Source organism: Sphingomonas benefaciens, from assembly GCF_052907485.1.
In genome coordinates this window covers 296858-312052 of the sequence record NZ_JBREIC010000005.1, presented here as the reverse complement: position 1 = coordinate 312052, position 15195 = coordinate 296858, and the positions used below count along the sequence as shown (strand labels likewise).

Sequence of the window (15195 nt, the reverse complement as noted above, 5' to 3'; positions counted from 1 at the left end):
CTTGCGGACCGTTCCGCCTAGCGCGCGGCGCGTTGCTGGAACGGCTGCTTCGCCCCGTCCACCGCGAACAGCCGCAGCGGCGAATCCTTGGGCAGCGGCAGCGGCGTCAGCCAGTCCGGTACCCAGCCATGCGCCATCCGGTCGTAGAAGCCGCCCGGATTGCGTGCCCGATAGTTGGTCGATTCCGCCATGTTCGGGCAGAGCAGCAGCAGCGTCGCGCCGTGTCGGCGGATGATCGCATGCGCCTGCTGCTCCGATCCGCCGAACGCATGCTGCACGTCGAGGATCGCATCGCCGTTGCGATGATAGGGGCCGGCGATCGCATCGTGATGCGTCAGCGTGATCAGCCGCGGACCCAGGTCGACGAAGGTGAACACGGTCTGCGCCGGATAAAGGTTGAGCGGCCGCAGCACGGTGTAGCGGATGCAATTGCCGGTCGAGCGGTTGACCCGCTTGGTATAGGCATTGGGCACGTCGACCGGCAGATATTTGATGATCAGCCCGGCGAACAGGCCGGAGACGATCAAGAAGCCCGCCGCCGTGCCGCCGATCCGCACCAGCGGGTTGCGATGGCCGAGCAGCCAGGGCAGCACGACGAAGCCGAGCGCGGTCGCGCCGGGCACCGCGAGCAGCTGCGCCGCAGGCCCGGCGCGCACCTGCCACAGCAGCATCAGCGTCGCGAAGGTGACGAACAGCGCCACCGCCGCCCAGCCGATCAGCGCCGGGCTGCGCCGCGCGCGCCAGGTGCCGAGGATGACGCCGACGACGCCGACCACCGGCAGGGCCGCGATCGGAAAGCCCAGGCGGAACGGGTGCTTGTAGATCGGCTTGGCCTCGCGGACATTGTCCAGCCAGTTCTTCTGCAGCTCGGGCGACACGCCCTCCGGCCGGCCCAGGCATTGCGGGAAGAAATGCACGAAGCCTGCGACGATCACGCCGCCCGCGACCACCGCCATCGTCAGCCGCGCCGCCCGGCTCGCCGGCGACACCCGCGCCATCACGAACAGGAGCGCGCCCGCCGCGACCATCACCGACAGCCAGACCGGCGTCAGCGCGTCGCAGCGCATCGCGGCATTGGCATAGGAGGCGAAGGCGGCATAGCCGATCGCGCTGCCGCCGCCGAGGCTCAGCGCATAGGCGGTGAGCCGGTCCGCCTCGGCCGCGTCCCACACCCAGCGCAGCGCCAGGATGGCGCCGGCCATCGCGCAATAGGGCAGCATCTCCAGGCCGATCGCCAGGCTGACCGCGCTCGCCAGCCCGACCATGATGCCGCCGCGCAGCGGACGCGGATCGCACAGGCCGGCGACGGTCAGGCTCAGCATCGCGAGCTGCCAGCCGTGATGGTCGATCCGCTCGGGCAGGAACATCAGCATCGTCGCCGACGTGCCGAGCAGGAAGATGATCGCCAGCGGCCAGGCGAGCGGATGGACCAGCCGCCGCACCGTCGCCGCGACGCCGAGCATCGCGATCGACAGCGGCAGCAGCGGCGCGATGCCGCAGGCCAGCCGCTCCGCCCAGGCGTTGCTGGTGAACAGGCGGAAGAACAGGATCAGCCCGGCGATCGGCAGGTCGACGATGCGGCTCCAATGGATGTCGAAGCCCTGCGGCGGGTTGAGCCGATAGTTGCGCAGGTCGTACCAGCCCTGGCCGTTCAGCCAGGCGCGCACCTGCATCAGCCGCATGTTGTCGTCGGTGTCGCCCAGCGACAGCCAGCGCACCATGTTCCAGTCGTGGCCGACATACCAGGCGGACACCGCGAGCCACGCCACCAGGGTGAGCGCGGTCCAGTAGCGGTCCAGCTCGGCTTGAAGCCGGCCGCGCGGAGGAGTGGTCAAGCGAGACGCCCTTCGAATAACAATTGCCGTTCCCGGTCCCCGTCCTTTAGGGCGGAGACGATGACGAGGGAAGCTCCCGCCCTGCTCCACATCCTCCAGGCCGACGACATGCGCGGGCAATTGCTGCGCTTCGGCATCGCCGGGGGCGTGTCGACGCTGATCTATTCGGCGGTCTATCTGCCGCTCACCCTGTTCGTGCTGGCGCGGCAGCATGCCGTCTATGCCGTGCCGCCGGCCTTTCTGGTGGCGGTGGCCTGCGGCTATGTCCTGCACAGCCGCTGGAGCTTCAAGGGGCTGAACGACGCCCGCCGCGGCTGGCAGCAGCAGATGCAGTTCATCGCCGTCCAAGGATCGGGCATGGCGCTGAACGCGCTGGTCACCTGGATCGGCACGGCCAAATTCGGCCTGCCCGGCTGGGTGATCCTCATTCCCGCAGTGGCGCTGGCCACCATCTTCACCTTCATCCTCAATCGCTGGCTGGTGTTCGCTTAAATCATGGATCGCATCGTCTACGACCGCATGGCCGCGCATGATTCCACCCATTGGTGGTACCGCGCCCGCCGCGACATCCTCAGCGATTATCTGACCCGCTACGCCGCGCTGCCGGAGGGCGCGCGCATCCTCGAGATCGGTTGCGGCACCGGGCACAATCTACCGATGCTCGCGCAATTCGGCGCGGTCGACGCGATCGAGATCGATCCCGCCGCGCGCGCCATCGCCAGCGAGCGGCTGGGCAAGCCGGTCGGCGATGCGCCGCTGCCCGCGCTGCCGGGCGTCGCGCGGGCGTCTTACGATCTGGTCGCGGTGCTCGACGTCGTCGAGCATATCGAGGATGACGTCGCCGCGCTTGCCGCGATGAAGTCGCTGCTCAAGCCCGGCGGCAAGATCCTGATCGCGGTGCCCGCCCACCAATGGATGTGGAGCGCGCATGACGTGGTGAACCACCACCACCGCCGCTATTCCAAGGCCGGGCTGGCCAAGGCGATCGGCGCCGCGGGCCTGACGCCGCGCAAGCTGACCTATTTCAACTCGCTGCTCTTCCCGCTCGCCGCCGCGGCGCGCATCGCCGGGCGGCTGACCGGGCGCGACGACAGCGACGATTCACCGCCGGCCAAGCCGCTCAACACGCTGTTCGAGACGATCTTCCGCCTCGAACGCCATGCGGTCGGCCGGGTGCCGCTGACCCCCGGCGTGTCGATCGTCACGCTGGCCGAGCCGGCCTAGGCGCCGGCGTCGAATTCCGGCGAGGGTTCGGCGGCGTTGAAGCCCAGGGTCGAATGGCCCTTCACCGGTCCGGCGATGTCGGCGACCAGATAGAGCGGGCGCTTCTTGCTCTCGATGTACAGCCGGCCGAGATATTCGCCGATCATGCCGAGCACGAACATCTGCACCGCCGACAGGACGGTGACGACCAGCATCGTCGACGTCCAGCCCTGTACCGGCGAGCCCTCGAAAAAGCCCCACAGGATGTAGATCAGCAGCAAGAGCGACGCGCCGGCGAGGATCACCGAGGCGTGGCTGGCGAAGCGTAGCGGCGCGGTCGAGAAGCCGGTGACCGCGTCGAAGGCGAGCCGCACCATCTTGCCGAGCGGATAGTTGGTCTCGCCGGCATGGCGCTCGGCGCGATCGTAGGGGAAGGGCACCTGGCGGAAGCCGACCCAGGCGACCATGCCGCGGATGAAGCGCGCCTGTTCGGGCAGCGACAGCAGCGCGTCGAGCGCGCGCCGGCTCATCAGCCGGAAATCGCCGGTATCGAGCGGGATCGGCGTGTCGGTGACGCGGTCGAGCACGCGGTAGAAGGCGGCGGCGGTCGCCTTCTTGAAGATCGTCTCGCCCTCGCGCTTGCGGCGCACCGCATAGACGACGTCGGCCTGCTGATCGGCCATCGTCCGCCGCATGTCGGCGAGCAGCTCCGGCGGGTCTTGCAGATCGGCGTCGATGATCAGGATCTGCGCACCGCTGCACAGGTCGAGTCCCGCGGTCAGCGCCAGCTGGTGGCCGTGGTTGCGCGACAGGTTGATCGCGACGAGGTGCGGATCGGCCGCCGACAGGCGCTGCATCACCGGCCAGCTGTCGTCGCGGCTACCGTCGTTGATCAGCACGATCTCGTAATCCTCGCCCACGGCGTCGCGCGCCGCCGCCGAGACGCGCGCGTGGAGCAGCTCCAGGCAGGCGGCTTCGTTGTAGCAGGGGATGACGACGGACAGGGCGGGGCGGTGCATGATGGCGCGCCTTGTAGCGGCTTGCACCGGCGGCGTCATCCGCCTGTCACGCCTGACCGGTCACGTCCCGGTGGATGCGAACGTATGTCGTCTCGCATCCGGGAACGCCATGATCGAAGTCTGGCCATCCGCGGGAGGCCGACCGGGACCCAATGCCTGCTACAGCGGCGCCGGCGTCTGCAGGGCGGGGCGGTGCGTCGCACCGACGCGCCGGCCTCGCGTCTCGTTCATCCTGGTGAAAGCTTTCGTGGCAGAGGCGGGACTGTCACGAATTTGTAAGATGAAGACGCGCCCGTGCCGACTCAATACCCAGCCGCCGATCGCCCGCTTCCGCCCGTCGCAGTATCGGGACCAGATACCGCGGCCGCAGCCGGCGTTCCGGGCCTGCTGCTCTGGCTGGCGGTGGTGGTCAGCGGCCTGGTCGTGGCGCTGCTGATTCGGGCCAGCGAGCTGACGATCGACCCGATGAGCGGCGGCAACCTTCCCTATTGGCTCTGCGGCGGGTGCGCGCTCGCGCTGCGGCTCGGCGCTGGGCGGACGGGCTGGCGCCATGGCGATGCGCTCGCCGCCGGCGCGGAATATTATGCGCTGTTCACGGCGATCGCCCTGATCGGCGCCGTCGCCAGCTATCCGATCGCGGCGCTGACGCAAGGGTTCCACGATGCGGCGCTGCAACGGATCGACGAGGCCTTGGGCTTCGACTGGCTCGCCTGGTATGGCACGGTCGCGGCGCATCCGCCGCTGCAGGTGCTGGGCCTTGCCGCCTATCGCAGCATCTATCTGACGCCGGCGATCCTGCTCGGCCACGCCGCCTGGTCGGGCGATCGCGGTGCGGCGCATCGCTTCCTCGCCGCCTTCTGGCTGACCGCGGTGGCGACGCTGGCGCTCTACGCGCTGATGCCGGCGGTGGGACCCTTCTCCTACCTCTGGCACGGGTCGATCCCGTACATGCCCGAAAGCGAGCAATGGCAGCAGGGGCTGATCCCGGCGCTGCGCGATCACAGCGTGCGGGTGATCGACCTCGCCCATCTGCGCGGCCTCGTCTCCGCGCCCAGCTTCCACACCGCGGCGGCGGTGATCTACATCCGCGCCGCCTGGCCGATCCGCAGCCTGCGCTGGCCGCTGCTCGCGCTCAACGCGGCGATGCTGCTGTCGACCCCCGTCGAGGGAACGCATTATCTGGCGGACATGCTGATCGGCGCGGCGGTGGCGGCGGCGATGCTGTGGGTGGTCGAGCGGGTGGCAGTCGCCGCCCGCGGCTAAAATTCCTGAAGCGGCGTCAGCTGACCCAGCCTGGTGCGACGCGACCGGCCACGGCCGCTACACCCGCTCCACCGCATTGACGGCGTCCGCGGCGCGCAGCGCCGCGATCAGGCGCATCAGCTGGTGGACGTCATGGACCTCGACGTCGATGACGTTGGTGTGGAACATCGTGTCGCGCGTATCCAATCGCAGCGCGATGATGTTCGCCTTGTGCGCGCCGATGATCGTCGAGACGATGCCGAGCGCGCCGGGCTCGTTCCTCACCTGCACGCTGATCCGCGCGACCGCGCCATCGGACTGGTCGCCCCAGTCGACGTCGACCCAGTCGGTCTCGTCCGCGCCGCGCTCGGCCAGTTCGGCGAGCACCGGGCAGTCGATCGCATGCACCTCGATCCCCGCGTCGGGGCGACGCAGGCCGACGATGCGGTCGCCCGGCACCGGGTGACAGCATTCCGCCAGGTCGAAGGCGACACCCGGCGTCAGCCCCTTGATCGAGATGGCGGTCGACTGCGGCGCCAGCCGCGCCGCATCGGTGCCGGCGGAACCCGGCATCAGCGCCTCCATCACCTGCACGTCGGACAGGTGGCGGCGCGCGATCGCCATCATCAGCGCCGGCTCGTCGGGCAGCTTGAGCCGCGCCACCGCATGGTCGAGCGCGTCGGGCGACAGCGCGGCGGGCAGGCGACGGACGATATCCTCGTACAAGGTGCGGCCCAATGCGATCTGCTCGGCCCGCTCGGTATGGCGCAGATGCCGGCGGATCGCCGCCAGCGCCTTGCCGGTGATCGCGAAGTTGAGCCAGCCGGGCTGCGGCACCTGCCCCTTGGAGCGCAGCACCTGCACCTGGTCGCCGTTCTCGATGACGGTCGACAGCGGCACGACGCGGCCGTTGATCTTGGCGCCGACTGCCTGGTCGCCGAGATCGGTGTGCACCGCATAGGCGAAATCGATCGGCGTCGCGCCCTTGGGCAACTGGATCAGCTCGCCCTTCGGCGTGAAGGCGAAGATGCGATCCTGGTACATCGCCATGCGGGTATGTTCGAGCAGCTCTTCGGGGCTGCCGGCGGTGTCGAGGATCTCGACCAGATCGGCGATCCAGCTGTGCTGGCTGTCGGCGCGGACCTTCTTTTCCTTGTACGCCCAGTGCGCGGCGAGGCCGAATTCGGCTTCCGCATGCATGTCCGGCGTGCGGATCTGGATCTCGATGCGGGCATTGTCGGCATGGATCACGCTGGTGTGCAGCGAGCGATAGCCGTTGCGCTTGGGCGTCGAGATATAGTCCTTGAACCGCCCCGGCACCATCGGCCAGCGGCGGTGGATGATCCCCAGCGCGCGATAGCAGTCCTCGACCGTCGGCACGATCGCGCGGAACGCCATGATGTCGCTCAGTTGCTCGAAGCTGATGTGGCGCTCGCTCATCTTGCGCCAGATCGAATAGGGGTGTTTCTCGCGCCCCGTCACCTCCGCCTCGACGCCGGCGCGGGCGAGCAGCAGCTTGAGGCCCGAACCGATCTTGGCGATCCGGTCGCCACCGCCGGCCTTCAGCTGCTCCAGCCGCTTGGTGATCGATTGATACGCCTCCGGCTCGAGCTGTTCGAAGGCGAGCGTCTGCATCTCCTTCATGAACTCGTACATGCCGACCCGCTCGGCGAGCGGCGCGTAGATGTCCATCGTCTCGCGGGCGATGCGCCGCCGCTTCTCCGGCTTGGGGATGTGGTGGAGCGTGCGCATGTTGTGCAGCCGGTCGGCGAGCTTGACCAGCAACACGCGGATGTCGTCCGACATCGCCAGCAGGAACTTGCGCAGGTTCTCTGCGGCGCGCTCATTCTCGGTCTGCGCCTCGATCTTGCTGAGCTTGGTGACGCCGTCGACCAGCCGCGCGACATTAGGACCGAAGACGCGCTCGATCTCTTCCGAAGTGGCGACCGTGTCCTCGACCGTGTCGTGCAGGATCGCGGTGGCGATCGTCTCGTCGTCGAGCCGAAGGTCGGTCAGGATGCCCGCCACCTCGATCGGATGGCTGAAATAGGGATCGCCGCTGGCGCGCTTCTGGCTGCCATGGGCGTGCATCGAGAAGACGTAGGCGCGGTTGAGCAGCGCCTCGTTGGCATCGGGGTCGTAATCGAGCACCCGGTCGACCAGTTCATATTGCCGCAGCACAGCATGTACATGGGGCGGGCCGCCACGGCTTGGCAATGGTTTGTTGCCGATCAGCGTGATCGTTTTTGCCGCTCGCGCGCGTTTGCGGTACGGCAGGGCCATGGACCACCTGCGCGAGACGCTGAAGGAATGCAGCCTGCCCGCGGCGCTGGAGGCGATGGGCGAGCGCTGGGCGTTCCTGATCCTGCGCGCCGCGTTCAACGGCCTGCACCATTTCGAGGAATTCCAGTCGGAACTGGGCATCGCGCGCAACATCCTCGCCAATCGGCTGGCACGGCTGGTCGACCATGGCATCCTGCAGCGCGCGGCGATGCCGGCGGACCGTCGCAAGATCCGCTATTCGCTGACCGAAAAGGGCTATGCCCTGCTGCCGACGATGGTCGCGCTGCGCCAATGGGGCGAACGCTGGGAGACGTGCCAGCCGGCCTTCCCGGTGCTGGTCGACGCGCGCGACCGCCGGCCGGTGGCGCCGGTGACGGTGCACGCCCACGACGGCCGCGCGCTCGGCCGCGGCGAGATGATCTGGGCGCGGCCGGAAGAGGTGGTGGACGGGGGCTGAAGGCGCTTTCCCGCGCGGGTGGCGGAGAGGTACGGTCGCCCATCCTTCGAAGCGGCCCCGTGAGCCTGACGCGTGGACCCGGCGTAAGCGGAGCCGGAGCTGCGAAGGTCCGGCGTTGGATTGCCCCGACGCCGCCCGTCACGGACCTTGGCTCGTCGGGCGACATCGGGCAGCGTCACGGGATGTCCCAGCGCCTTGCGATGACCGCCCTCCTCGTCCGTGACTATGACGAGGCCATATCGTTCTTCGTCGACAGCCTCGGCTTCGTGCTTCGCGAGGACACTGCGCTGGCCGCGGGGAAACGGTGGGTCGTCGTCGCCCCGCCGGCTGCCGCCCACGCGCTGCTGCTCGCGCGGGCCGTCGGGGACCGGCAACGGGCGGCGGTCGGCGACCAGAGCGGGGGGCGCGTCTTCCTATTCCTCGAAACGGACGATTTCGCCCGCGATCACCGCGCCTTCACCGACCGGGGCGTCCGGTTCGTCGAACCGCCCCGGCACGAACCCTATGGCATCGTCGCGGTGTTCGAGGATCTCTACGGCAACCGCTGGGACCTGATCGAGCCGGCTCGCGCGCCGGAGGGCGCCGCCCGCCCGGCGTGAGCGGGCGCGACGGCGAGGGCGTCGATCGCCGCCCAACCGTCGAAGCCATAGCGGCGCAGCCGCAGCCAGCGCTGCCCGTCCATGCCGCCGAGCGCGATCCGCGCCACCGGCAAGCCACGCGTGATCGGCACGGCGCGGCCTGGTCCCAGCGCGGCGGCGCCGGGATGCGATCGCGTCGCGAACAGCGGCGACACAAACAGCAACGTCGCGCCGGCGCGCACCGCGGCGATCGCCTGACGCCGGTCATGCGCGGGATGGGTGGCGGCGCGCCGGCCACCATGCGCGGCCGCCCCCGGCAAGCCGCCGGCCGCGCTCAGCCGCAGCCGGCGCGCCTTGGCCAGCCGCCGGACGCGCAGGAATAGCGCATGGCGCGCCCCGCGCGCCAGCTCGCGCTGGCGGAAGACGATGCCGGCGCCCGGCGGCAGCGCACGGATCGCCGCGATCACGTCGCCCACCCGCGCATCGGTCATCAGCCAGGCGGCGCGTCGGGGATCGAGATTACGGTTCAGATCGCGCACGCCGACGCTATAGCGGCGCGCATGACCGACACCAATGCACGCGCCACGATCCTGGCGGAGATCGCCGCCGCCGCCGCGATCGCGCGCCGCGACCCGCGCGACGTCACGCTGATCGCCGTCTCCAAGACGCACGACGCCGCCGCGATCGAACCCCTGCTCGCCGCCGGCCAGCGCGTCTTCGGCGAGAATCGCGTGCAGGAGGCCGCCGCCAAATGGCCGCCGGTGCGCGAACGCCATCCCGATGTCGTGCTGCACGGCATCGGCCAGCTCCAGTCCAACAAGGCGGATGAAGCGGTCGCGCTGTTCGACGCGATCCACGCCGTCGACCGGCCGTCGCTGGTCGACGCGCTCGCCCGCGCGATGGACAGGCAGGGACGCCGGCCCGACTGTTTCGTCCAGGTCAATATCGGCGACGAGCCGCAGAAGGGCGGCTGCGCGCTGCCCGAACTGCCCGATTTGCTCTCCCGCGCGCGGGCCGCCGACCTGCCGGTGGTCGGACTGATGTGCGTACCGCCCGCCGACGTCGAGGCGGCGCCCTATTTCGCCCTGCTCGCCAAGCTGGCGCGCGACCACCGCCTCGCCGGGCTCAGCATGGGCATGTCCGCCGATTTCGCCACCGCGGTGACATTGGGCGCCACCCATGTCCGCATCGGCAGCGCGCTGTTCGGCGAACGCCCCCGCATGGTGCCGGCGGCATGAGGTTCGACGGCCTCCTCTTCGACTTCGACGGCGTGCTGATCGAAAGCGAATATGCCGGCAACCGGCACCTCGCCGAACTGCTCACCGCCGCCGGCCATCCGACCACGCCGGAGGATTCGATGGCGCATTTCATGGGGCTGGCCGGTGACGATTTCCGCGACGCGATCCGCCGCTGGATCGGCGGCCCGCTGCCGGCCGACTTCGAGGCGGCGCGCGCGGCGGAAGACGCCCGCGCGATGGCGGAGGGCGTCGATGCGGTCGCGGGGGCGGTCGCCTTCGTCCGCGCGCTGCCGCGCGACCTGCCGAAAGCGGTGGTGTCGTCCAGCTACACGCGCTGGATCCGGCGGCATCTCGATCATATCGGCCTCGCCGACGTCTTCGGCGACCATGTCTACAGTGGCCGCGAACACGTCGCCCGCGGCAAGCCCGCGCCCGACCTCTATTGGTACGGCGCCCGCGCGATCGGCGTGCCGATCGAACGCTGCGCGATCCTGGAGGATTCGCCGGTCGGCGCGACTGGCGCGGTGGCGAGCGGCGGCTTCGTCATCGGCCTTGTCGCCGGCACGCATTGCGGGCCTGGCCATGCCGACCGCCTGCGCGCGATCGGGGTCGACGCGATCGCGCGCGATTTCACCGAGGTGGCGGATTGCGTCGGCCTCTGAATTCCGGCTGTCCTACACGTTCCGCCGCCGCTAGCCTTGCCGAGAGACCGCCCGCTCTTTCTCATTGTCGCGTCATCGATGCCCGCGGGGGTAGGACCGTTTCCCCGTCCAGGCGTCAATTCTGTCAAGACTCGCGGAAAACGACAGCGTCTTCTATAGCTTAGGCCCCGCCACCGCCGCCCGCGTCTTCTTCGGCAGGTCCTTGAACAGCGCGACCAGCGCCGGATTGCGCGCGTCGCGCAGCGCGTAATCGCGCGCCGACAGCCCGGCCAGATTGTCGGTCTGATCGGGATCGGCGCCCTTGGCGATCAACAGCCGCGCCATCGACAGGTCGCGGTTGTTGACCGCCAGGATCAACGGCGTCTGCCCCTGCGCATTGGCGAGGTTGATGTTCGCCTTGTAGGTCAGCAGCAGCGTGACCAGATCCTCGCGCTGCGCCATCGCCGCCAGGATCAGCGGCGTGTTGCCGCGGCTGTCGCGGATATTCGGGTCCGCCTTGTGCTGCAGCAGATATTGGAAGAACAGCGCGCCGGGATGGCTGACCAGGATATGCAGCGCGCCCTTGCCGCTGGTGGTCGAGCGGGTGTTGATGATCGTGCTGCCCGGCTGTTCGATCATGTCGGTGACCGTCTTGCCCTCTTCCTTCTCGATCGCGGACAGGAATTTGTAGCTGTCCGACTGTTGCTGCGCGGCGAGCGGCGCGGCGGTGAGCAGCAGGGCGACGGCGAGAAGCGGACGGGCGGTCATCATGGGTCCTCGGGCGTGGAAGCGGACTTGCCCGTCCGCCGGTAACAGATCATGGCTGGCACGGTCATGAACATTCTGCGTGTCCTGCCGATTGCAGCCTCGCTGCTCCTCGCCGCCTGCCAGGGAAGCGCGACCCCGGCCGAGGCGCCGCTCGCCGGCGCGAAGATCGGCGGCCCGTTCACGCTGACCGATCAGGACGGCCGCACCGTCACCGATCGCGACTTCGCCGGCAAATACCGCATCGTCTATTTCGGCTACACCTTCTGTCCCGACGTCTGCCCCACCGACATGGCCACCGTCGGCCAGGCGATGACGCTGCTCGACAAGAGCGATCCCGATCTGGCCAGGCGGATCGTGCCGATCTTCATCACCGTCGACCCCGCCCGCGACACGCCGCCGGTGCTCAAGCGCTTCGTCGGCGCCTTCTACCCGCGTATGGTCGGCCTGACCGGCAGCCCGGCGGCGACCACCGCCGTCGCCAAGGCCTTCGCCATCTATGCCGGCAAGGGCGCCGAGCAGCCGGGCGGCGGCTATCTGGTCAACCACAGCCGCCAGACCTATCTGATGGACCCACAGGGCAAGCCGCTCGCGCTGCTGCCGACCGAACAGGGCGCGCAGGCGACCGCCGACGAGATCAGACGCTGGGCATCATGAGCAAATTTTGGGAGCTGCCGATCGAGCGGCTCGACCGCGGACAATGGGAAGCTTTGTGCGACGGCTGCGGCAAATGCTGTCTGCACAAGCTCGAGGACGACGAGACGGGCGAGGTCTATCCGACCAACGTCGCCTGCCGGCTGCTCGACCGGCGCAGCGGCTTCTGCTCCGACTACAAGCATCGCCGCGCCTATGTGCCCGAATGCGTGCGGCTGACCGCCGGCAACGTGCGCGACATCGACTGGCTGCCCGCCACCTGCGCCTACCGGCTGCGCGCGGAAGGGCGGCCGCTGCCCGACTGGCATTATCTGATCTCCGGCGACCGCGAGACGGTGCATGCCGCCCGCCAGTCGGTACGAGGCTGGACGGTCAGCGAGGACGACGTCGGCGACATCGAGAATCACGTCGTCGACCGCGACTTGTGAGTGGGGCAGCGGCGGGCGCGGCGGATGACCTCGCCATCGACATCGTCCGCCATCCGACCGCGCGGCGCATCCGGCTGGTCATCGACCCGGCGAGCGGCGCGGTGCGGCTGGTGCTGCCGCGCCGCGCGGCGCTGAAGCCGGCGCTCGCCTGGGCGCAGGGCAAGGCGGACTGGATCAGGGGGCAGCGCGCGGCGCTGCCGCAGGCGGTGCCCTTCGCACCGGGCACAATGCTACCTGTCGCCGACACGCCGCTGACCATCGCCTGGACGCCGGGCAGCCGCCGCCGCGTCGAGCGTGACGGGGCGACTCTGTCGCTGTCAGGCCCGGCGGAGACGGTGCCGCGCCGGGTCGAGGCGTGGCTGCGCGCGCAGGCGCTCGCCGTCCTGTCCGCCGATACCGCGGTCTACGCGGCCCGGGCCGGCGTGACGGTCAGCAAGGTCGCAATCGGCGATCCGCGCGGCCGCTGGGGCAGCTGCGCGCAGGACGGCGCGATCCGCTACAGCTGGCGGCTGATCCTCGCCCCCGGCTGGGTCCGCCGCGCGACCGCTGCGCACGAGGTCGCCCACCGCGTCCACATGGACCATTCGCCCGCCTTCCACGCGGTAGTCGCCCGACTCTATGCCGGCGATCCCGACGGGCAGCATCCCGATGCGGCGCGCGCCTGGCTACGCGCGCACGGCGCCGCGCTTCACTGGTACGGACGCTCGTCAGGCAGCTGACGCTGCGGCGGCAGCGGCTGGCGACCGGTGGCGAGCGGCTGCCGCCCCGGCGCCGCCGGATCGCGGCCGTCGCCGCGCCGATCCTCGCGCGGCGCGTCGCGCCCGGTGACCCGGTCGATCAGGTCGTCGAGCTGCTGCTGCGGCTGGGTGCGCGCCGGCGGCGTCTGCGGCGGCTCGCTGCCGTCGCCGTCCTGCTCGTCGCCGACCTGCGCCTGCGGCTGGGCGGGCAGCGGATTGCCGTTCTCGTCGACCATCGCCGCGCCATTGTCGGGCTGGCCGAAATAGCTCTCCTCGTCCGGCTCCAGCTGCCATTCGGGCAGGGTCACCTGCGTGTCGAACTGCTCGATCGGCCGGTTCGCCACCGCCACCTTCATGAAATCGGCGAAGGCGCGCGCCGGCGCGGTGCCGCCGTGCAGGCCGGGGATCGGCTTGGCGTCGTCGCGGCCCATCCACACGCCGGTGGTCAGTCCCGACGAGAAGCCGAGGAACCAGCCGTCCTTCGTCGAGGTGGTGGTGCCCGTCTTGCCTGCCACCGGCCGGCCTATCTGCGCCTGGCGGCCGGTGCCGGTGTTGACCGCGGTCTGCAGCAGGTCGGTCATCTCCGCCGCGACATAGGGCGCGACCAGCACGTGGCTGCGATCGACCTCGTGCGTGTAGATCGTCTGGCCGTTGGCGGTGACGCGGGTGATGCCATAGGGCGCGACCGCGACGCCCTTGGCGGCGACGCTGGCGAAGGCACGGGTCATGTCGATCAGCCGCACGTCGGAGGTACCGAGCACCATCGACGGATGCGTGTTGACCGGCGTGGTGATGCCGAACCGCCGCGCCATGTCGGCGACGGTGGTGAAGCCGACCTCCTGGCCCAGCTTGGCCGCCACCGTGTTGAGCGAATAGGCAAACGCGGTGCGCAGCGTCACCTGGCCGGAGAAGTGGCGGGAATCGTTGCGCGGGCTCCAGCCGTCGATCGTCACCGGCTCGTCGACGATCGTGTCCTCGGGCTTGTGCCCGGCCTCCAGCGCGGCGAGGTAGACGAACAGCTTGAATGCCGAACCCGGCTGGCGCTGCGCCTGGGTCGCGCGGTTGTAGATCGACGAGACATAGTCCTTGCCACCGACCATCGCCTTGACCGCGCCGTCGCGATCCAGGCTGACCAGCGCGCCCTGCGCGCCGTTGGGGGCGTTGCTGCGGATCGCGGCATCGGCGGCGCGTTGCATGCCGAGGTCGAGCGTCGTCCACACTTCCAGCGGCGCCTGCGTCTCGTCGATCAGCGTGTCGAGCTGCGGCAGCGCCCAGTCGGTGAAATAGCGGACCGAATTCTGCTGCGGCTCCGGCGCCAGCTTCAGCCCCTGCGGATCGGCATTGTCCGCCTGGGTGCGGCTGATCGCGCCGCTGCGCACCATTGCATCGAGAACCACGCCGGCGCGGCCGACCGCGGCCTGCGCGTCGGCGGTCGGCGAATAGTTGGACGGCGCCTTGACCAGGCCGGCGATCACCGCCGCCTCCGACAGGCTCAGGCTGTCGGCACCATGGCCGAAGAACTTGCGGCTCGCCGCGTCGATGCCATAGGCGCCGCCGCCGTAATAGACCTTGTTGAGGTACAGTTCGAGGATCTGGTCCTTGGAGAACTTCCGCTCCAGCGCCAGCGCCAGGATCCATTCGCGGAATTTCCGGCCGAATTTCTTCTGGTTGTTCAGGAAGACGTTGCGCGCCAGCTGCTGGGTGATGGTCGATCCGCCCTGGATCCAGCGGCCGCGCTCGTAGCGGACCATCACCGATCGCGCGACGCCGATCGGGTCGACGCCGGGATGCTGGTAGAAGCGCCGGTCCTCGACCGCGACGGTCGCGTCGCGCATCACCGTCGGGATGCGATCGTAGGGCAGCCATTCGCCATAGCTCGGCCCAAGCGACACGATCACCGTGCCATCGGCGGCATGGACGCGGATCATCTGGCCGTTGGGCGAGGATTTCAGCTGGTCGAAACTCGGCAGCTGCGAGCGCGCGACATAGACGGCGACGACCAGCGCGCCGATCGCGAGCACGGCAAGGCCGACCAGGATCTGGATGGAAACGATCAGCCGGCGGCGCCAGGGCGATCGGGGGGCGGGGCGGGAGGTACGCGCACGGGCCATGAGC

16 protein-coding genes are annotated in these 15195 nt (G+C 69.7%); 10 read left to right on the top strand and 6 right to left on the bottom strand.

From position 1 onward, the window contains the following. Positions 1-17 precede the first annotated feature (17 nt). Positions 18-1835 (bottom strand): AcrB/AcrD/AcrF family protein, encoded by a 1818-nt coding sequence (locus ACU5AX_RS16715; RefSeq protein WP_446691880.1) that lies wholly within the window; start codon positions 1833-1835, stop codon positions 18-20. A 60-nt stretch (positions 1836-1895) separates the two neighbouring features. Between ACU5AX_RS16715 and ACU5AX_RS16710 the strand changes: the two genes are divergently transcribed. Together ACU5AX_RS16710 and ACU5AX_RS16705 are read left to right on the top strand one after the other, a co-directional pair. After that, the gene (locus ACU5AX_RS16710) at positions 1896-2327 is read left to right on the top strand and encodes a GtrA family protein (protein ID WP_198354039.1); all 432 of its coding nucleotides are present in this window, start codon (positions 1896-1898) and stop codon (positions 2325-2327) included. Positions 2328-2330: 3 nt separating this feature from the next. After that, positions 2331-3059, top strand: a complete 729-nt coding sequence (locus ACU5AX_RS16705) for a class I SAM-dependent methyltransferase (RefSeq protein WP_446691879.1) — start codon at positions 2331-2333, stop codon at positions 3057-3059. Here the strand turns inward: ACU5AX_RS16705 and ACU5AX_RS16700 are convergent. Continuing rightward, positions 3056-4057, bottom strand: a complete 1002-nt coding sequence (locus tag ACU5AX_RS16700) for a glycosyltransferase family 2 protein (protein WP_446691878.1) — start codon at positions 4055-4057, stop codon at positions 3056-3058. The two genes, ACU5AX_RS16705 and ACU5AX_RS16700, sit on opposite strands and share 4 nt — an antisense overlap. Before the next feature lie 294 nt (positions 4058-4351). Between ACU5AX_RS16700 and ACU5AX_RS16695 the strand changes: the two genes are divergently transcribed. Continuing rightward, positions 4352-5320, top strand: coding sequence for a phosphatase PAP2 family protein (locus ACU5AX_RS16695; protein ID WP_446691877.1), 969 nt, complete (start codon positions 4352-4354; stop codon positions 5318-5320). A 57-nt stretch (positions 5321-5377) separates the two neighbouring features. Here ACU5AX_RS16695 and ACU5AX_RS16690 read toward each other — a convergent pair whose 3' ends face one another. Next, positions 5378-7480: a RelA/SpoT family protein gene (locus ACU5AX_RS16690; protein ID WP_198354044.1), complete on the bottom strand. Its 2103-nt coding sequence runs from the start codon at positions 7478-7480 to the stop codon at positions 5378-5380. A gap of 100 nt (positions 7481-7580) precedes the next feature. On the opposite strand from ACU5AX_RS16690, the gene ACU5AX_RS16685 reads away from it, so the two are divergent. Together ACU5AX_RS16685 and ACU5AX_RS16680 are read left to right on the top strand one after the other, a co-directional pair. Beyond that, positions 7581-8039, top strand: coding sequence for a winged helix-turn-helix transcriptional regulator (locus tag ACU5AX_RS16685; protein WP_446691876.1), 459 nt, complete (start codon positions 7581-7583; stop codon positions 8037-8039). Between the two features lie 200 nt (positions 8040-8239). Continuing rightward, a complete protein-coding gene (locus ACU5AX_RS16680; protein ID WP_446691875.1) occupies positions 8240-8638 on the top strand; it encodes a VOC family protein in 399 nt (132 codons plus the stop codon). Here ACU5AX_RS16680 and ACU5AX_RS16675 read toward each other — a convergent pair. Continuing rightward, on the bottom strand, positions 8572-9156 hold the full coding sequence (locus tag ACU5AX_RS16675) for a thiamine phosphate synthase (protein WP_446691874.1): 585 nt from the start codon (positions 9154-9156) through the stop codon (positions 8572-8574). The genes ACU5AX_RS16680 and ACU5AX_RS16675 overlap by 67 nt on opposite strands. Positions 9157-9177: 21 nt before the next feature. On the opposite strand from ACU5AX_RS16675, the gene ACU5AX_RS16670 reads away from it, so the two are divergent. Further along, entirely contained in the window at positions 9178-9855 is a 678-nt protein-coding gene (locus ACU5AX_RS16670) for a YggS family pyridoxal phosphate-dependent enzyme (protein WP_446691873.1), read from the top strand. Then, positions 9852-10517: an HAD family hydrolase gene (locus ACU5AX_RS16665; RefSeq protein ID WP_446691872.1), complete on the top strand. Its 666-nt coding sequence runs from the start codon at positions 9852-9854 to the stop codon at positions 10515-10517. The genes ACU5AX_RS16670 and ACU5AX_RS16665 overlap by 4 nt, the downstream gene beginning before the upstream one ends. Positions 10518-10670: 153 nt before the next feature. On the opposite strand, the gene ACU5AX_RS16660 is transcribed toward ACU5AX_RS16665, so the two are convergent. Then, complete coding sequence (locus tag ACU5AX_RS16660) at positions 10671-11264, bottom strand: ankyrin repeat domain-containing protein (RefSeq protein ID WP_446691871.1); 594 nt, start codon at positions 11262-11264, stop codon at positions 10671-10673. A 66-nt stretch (positions 11265-11330) separates the two neighbouring features. Between ACU5AX_RS16660 and ACU5AX_RS16655 the strand changes: the two genes are divergently transcribed. From ACU5AX_RS16655 to ACU5AX_RS16645, 3 genes are read left to right on the top strand one after another with little or no spacing between them, the layout of a single operon-like run. Further along, positions 11331-11918, top strand: a complete 588-nt coding sequence (locus ACU5AX_RS16655; protein ID WP_446691870.1) for an SCO family protein — start codon at positions 11331-11333, stop codon at positions 11916-11918. Next, positions 11915-12343 (top strand): YcgN family cysteine cluster protein, encoded by a 429-nt coding sequence (locus ACU5AX_RS16650; protein ID WP_446691869.1) that lies wholly within the window; start codon positions 11915-11917, stop codon positions 12341-12343. Before ACU5AX_RS16655 ends, ACU5AX_RS16650 begins: the two co-directional genes overlap by 4 nt. Next, entirely contained in the window at positions 12340-13062 is a 723-nt protein-coding gene (locus tag ACU5AX_RS16645) for a M48 family metallopeptidase (RefSeq protein WP_446691868.1), read from the top strand. The genes ACU5AX_RS16650 and ACU5AX_RS16645 overlap by 4 nt, the downstream gene beginning before the upstream one ends. Here ACU5AX_RS16645 and ACU5AX_RS16640 read toward each other — a convergent pair. Next, positions 13032-15191: a transglycosylase domain-containing protein gene (locus tag ACU5AX_RS16640; RefSeq protein WP_446691867.1), complete on the bottom strand. Its 2160-nt coding sequence runs from the start codon at positions 15189-15191 to the stop codon at positions 13032-13034. The genes ACU5AX_RS16645 and ACU5AX_RS16640 overlap by 31 nt on opposite strands. Positions 15192-15195 lie beyond the last annotated feature (4 nt).

Coding starts and splice junctions, on each gene's coding strand:
- ACU5AX_RS16700 (WP_446691878.1), bottom strand. CDS start 4,057: ATGCACCGCCCCGCCCTGTCCGTCGTCATCCCCTGCTACAACGAAGCC.
- ACU5AX_RS16655 (WP_446691870.1), top strand. CDS start 11,331: ATGAACATTCTGCGTGTCCTGCCGATTGCAGCCTCGCTGCTCCTCGCC.
- ACU5AX_RS16660 (WP_446691871.1), bottom strand. CDS start 11,264: ATGACCGCCCGTCCGCTTCTCGCCGTCGCCCTGCTGCTCACCGCCGCG.
- ACU5AX_RS16680 (WP_446691875.1), top strand. CDS start 8,240: ATGACCGCCCTCCTCGTCCGTGACTATGACGAGGCCATATCGTTCTTC.
- ACU5AX_RS16665 (WP_446691872.1), top strand. CDS start 9,852: ATGAGGTTCGACGGCCTCCTCTTCGACTTCGACGGCGTGCTGATCGAA.
- ACU5AX_RS16710 (WP_198354039.1), top strand. CDS start 1,896: ATGACGAGGGAAGCTCCCGCCCTGCTCCACATCCTCCAGGCCGACGAC.
- ACU5AX_RS16650 (WP_446691869.1), top strand. CDS start 11,915: ATGAGCAAATTTTGGGAGCTGCCGATCGAGCGGCTCGACCGCGGACAA.
- ACU5AX_RS16640 (WP_446691867.1), bottom strand. CDS start 15,191: ATGGCCCGTGCGCGTACCTCCCGCCCCGCCCCCCGATCGCCCTGGCGC.
- ACU5AX_RS16685 (WP_446691876.1), top strand. CDS start 7,581: ATGGACCACCTGCGCGAGACGCTGAAGGAATGCAGCCTGCCCGCGGCG.
- ACU5AX_RS16705 (WP_446691879.1), top strand. CDS start 2,331: ATGGATCGCATCGTCTACGACCGCATGGCCGCGCATGATTCCACCCAT.
- ACU5AX_RS16670 (WP_446691873.1), top strand. CDS start 9,178: ATGACCGACACCAATGCACGCGCCACGATCCTGGCGGAGATCGCCGCC.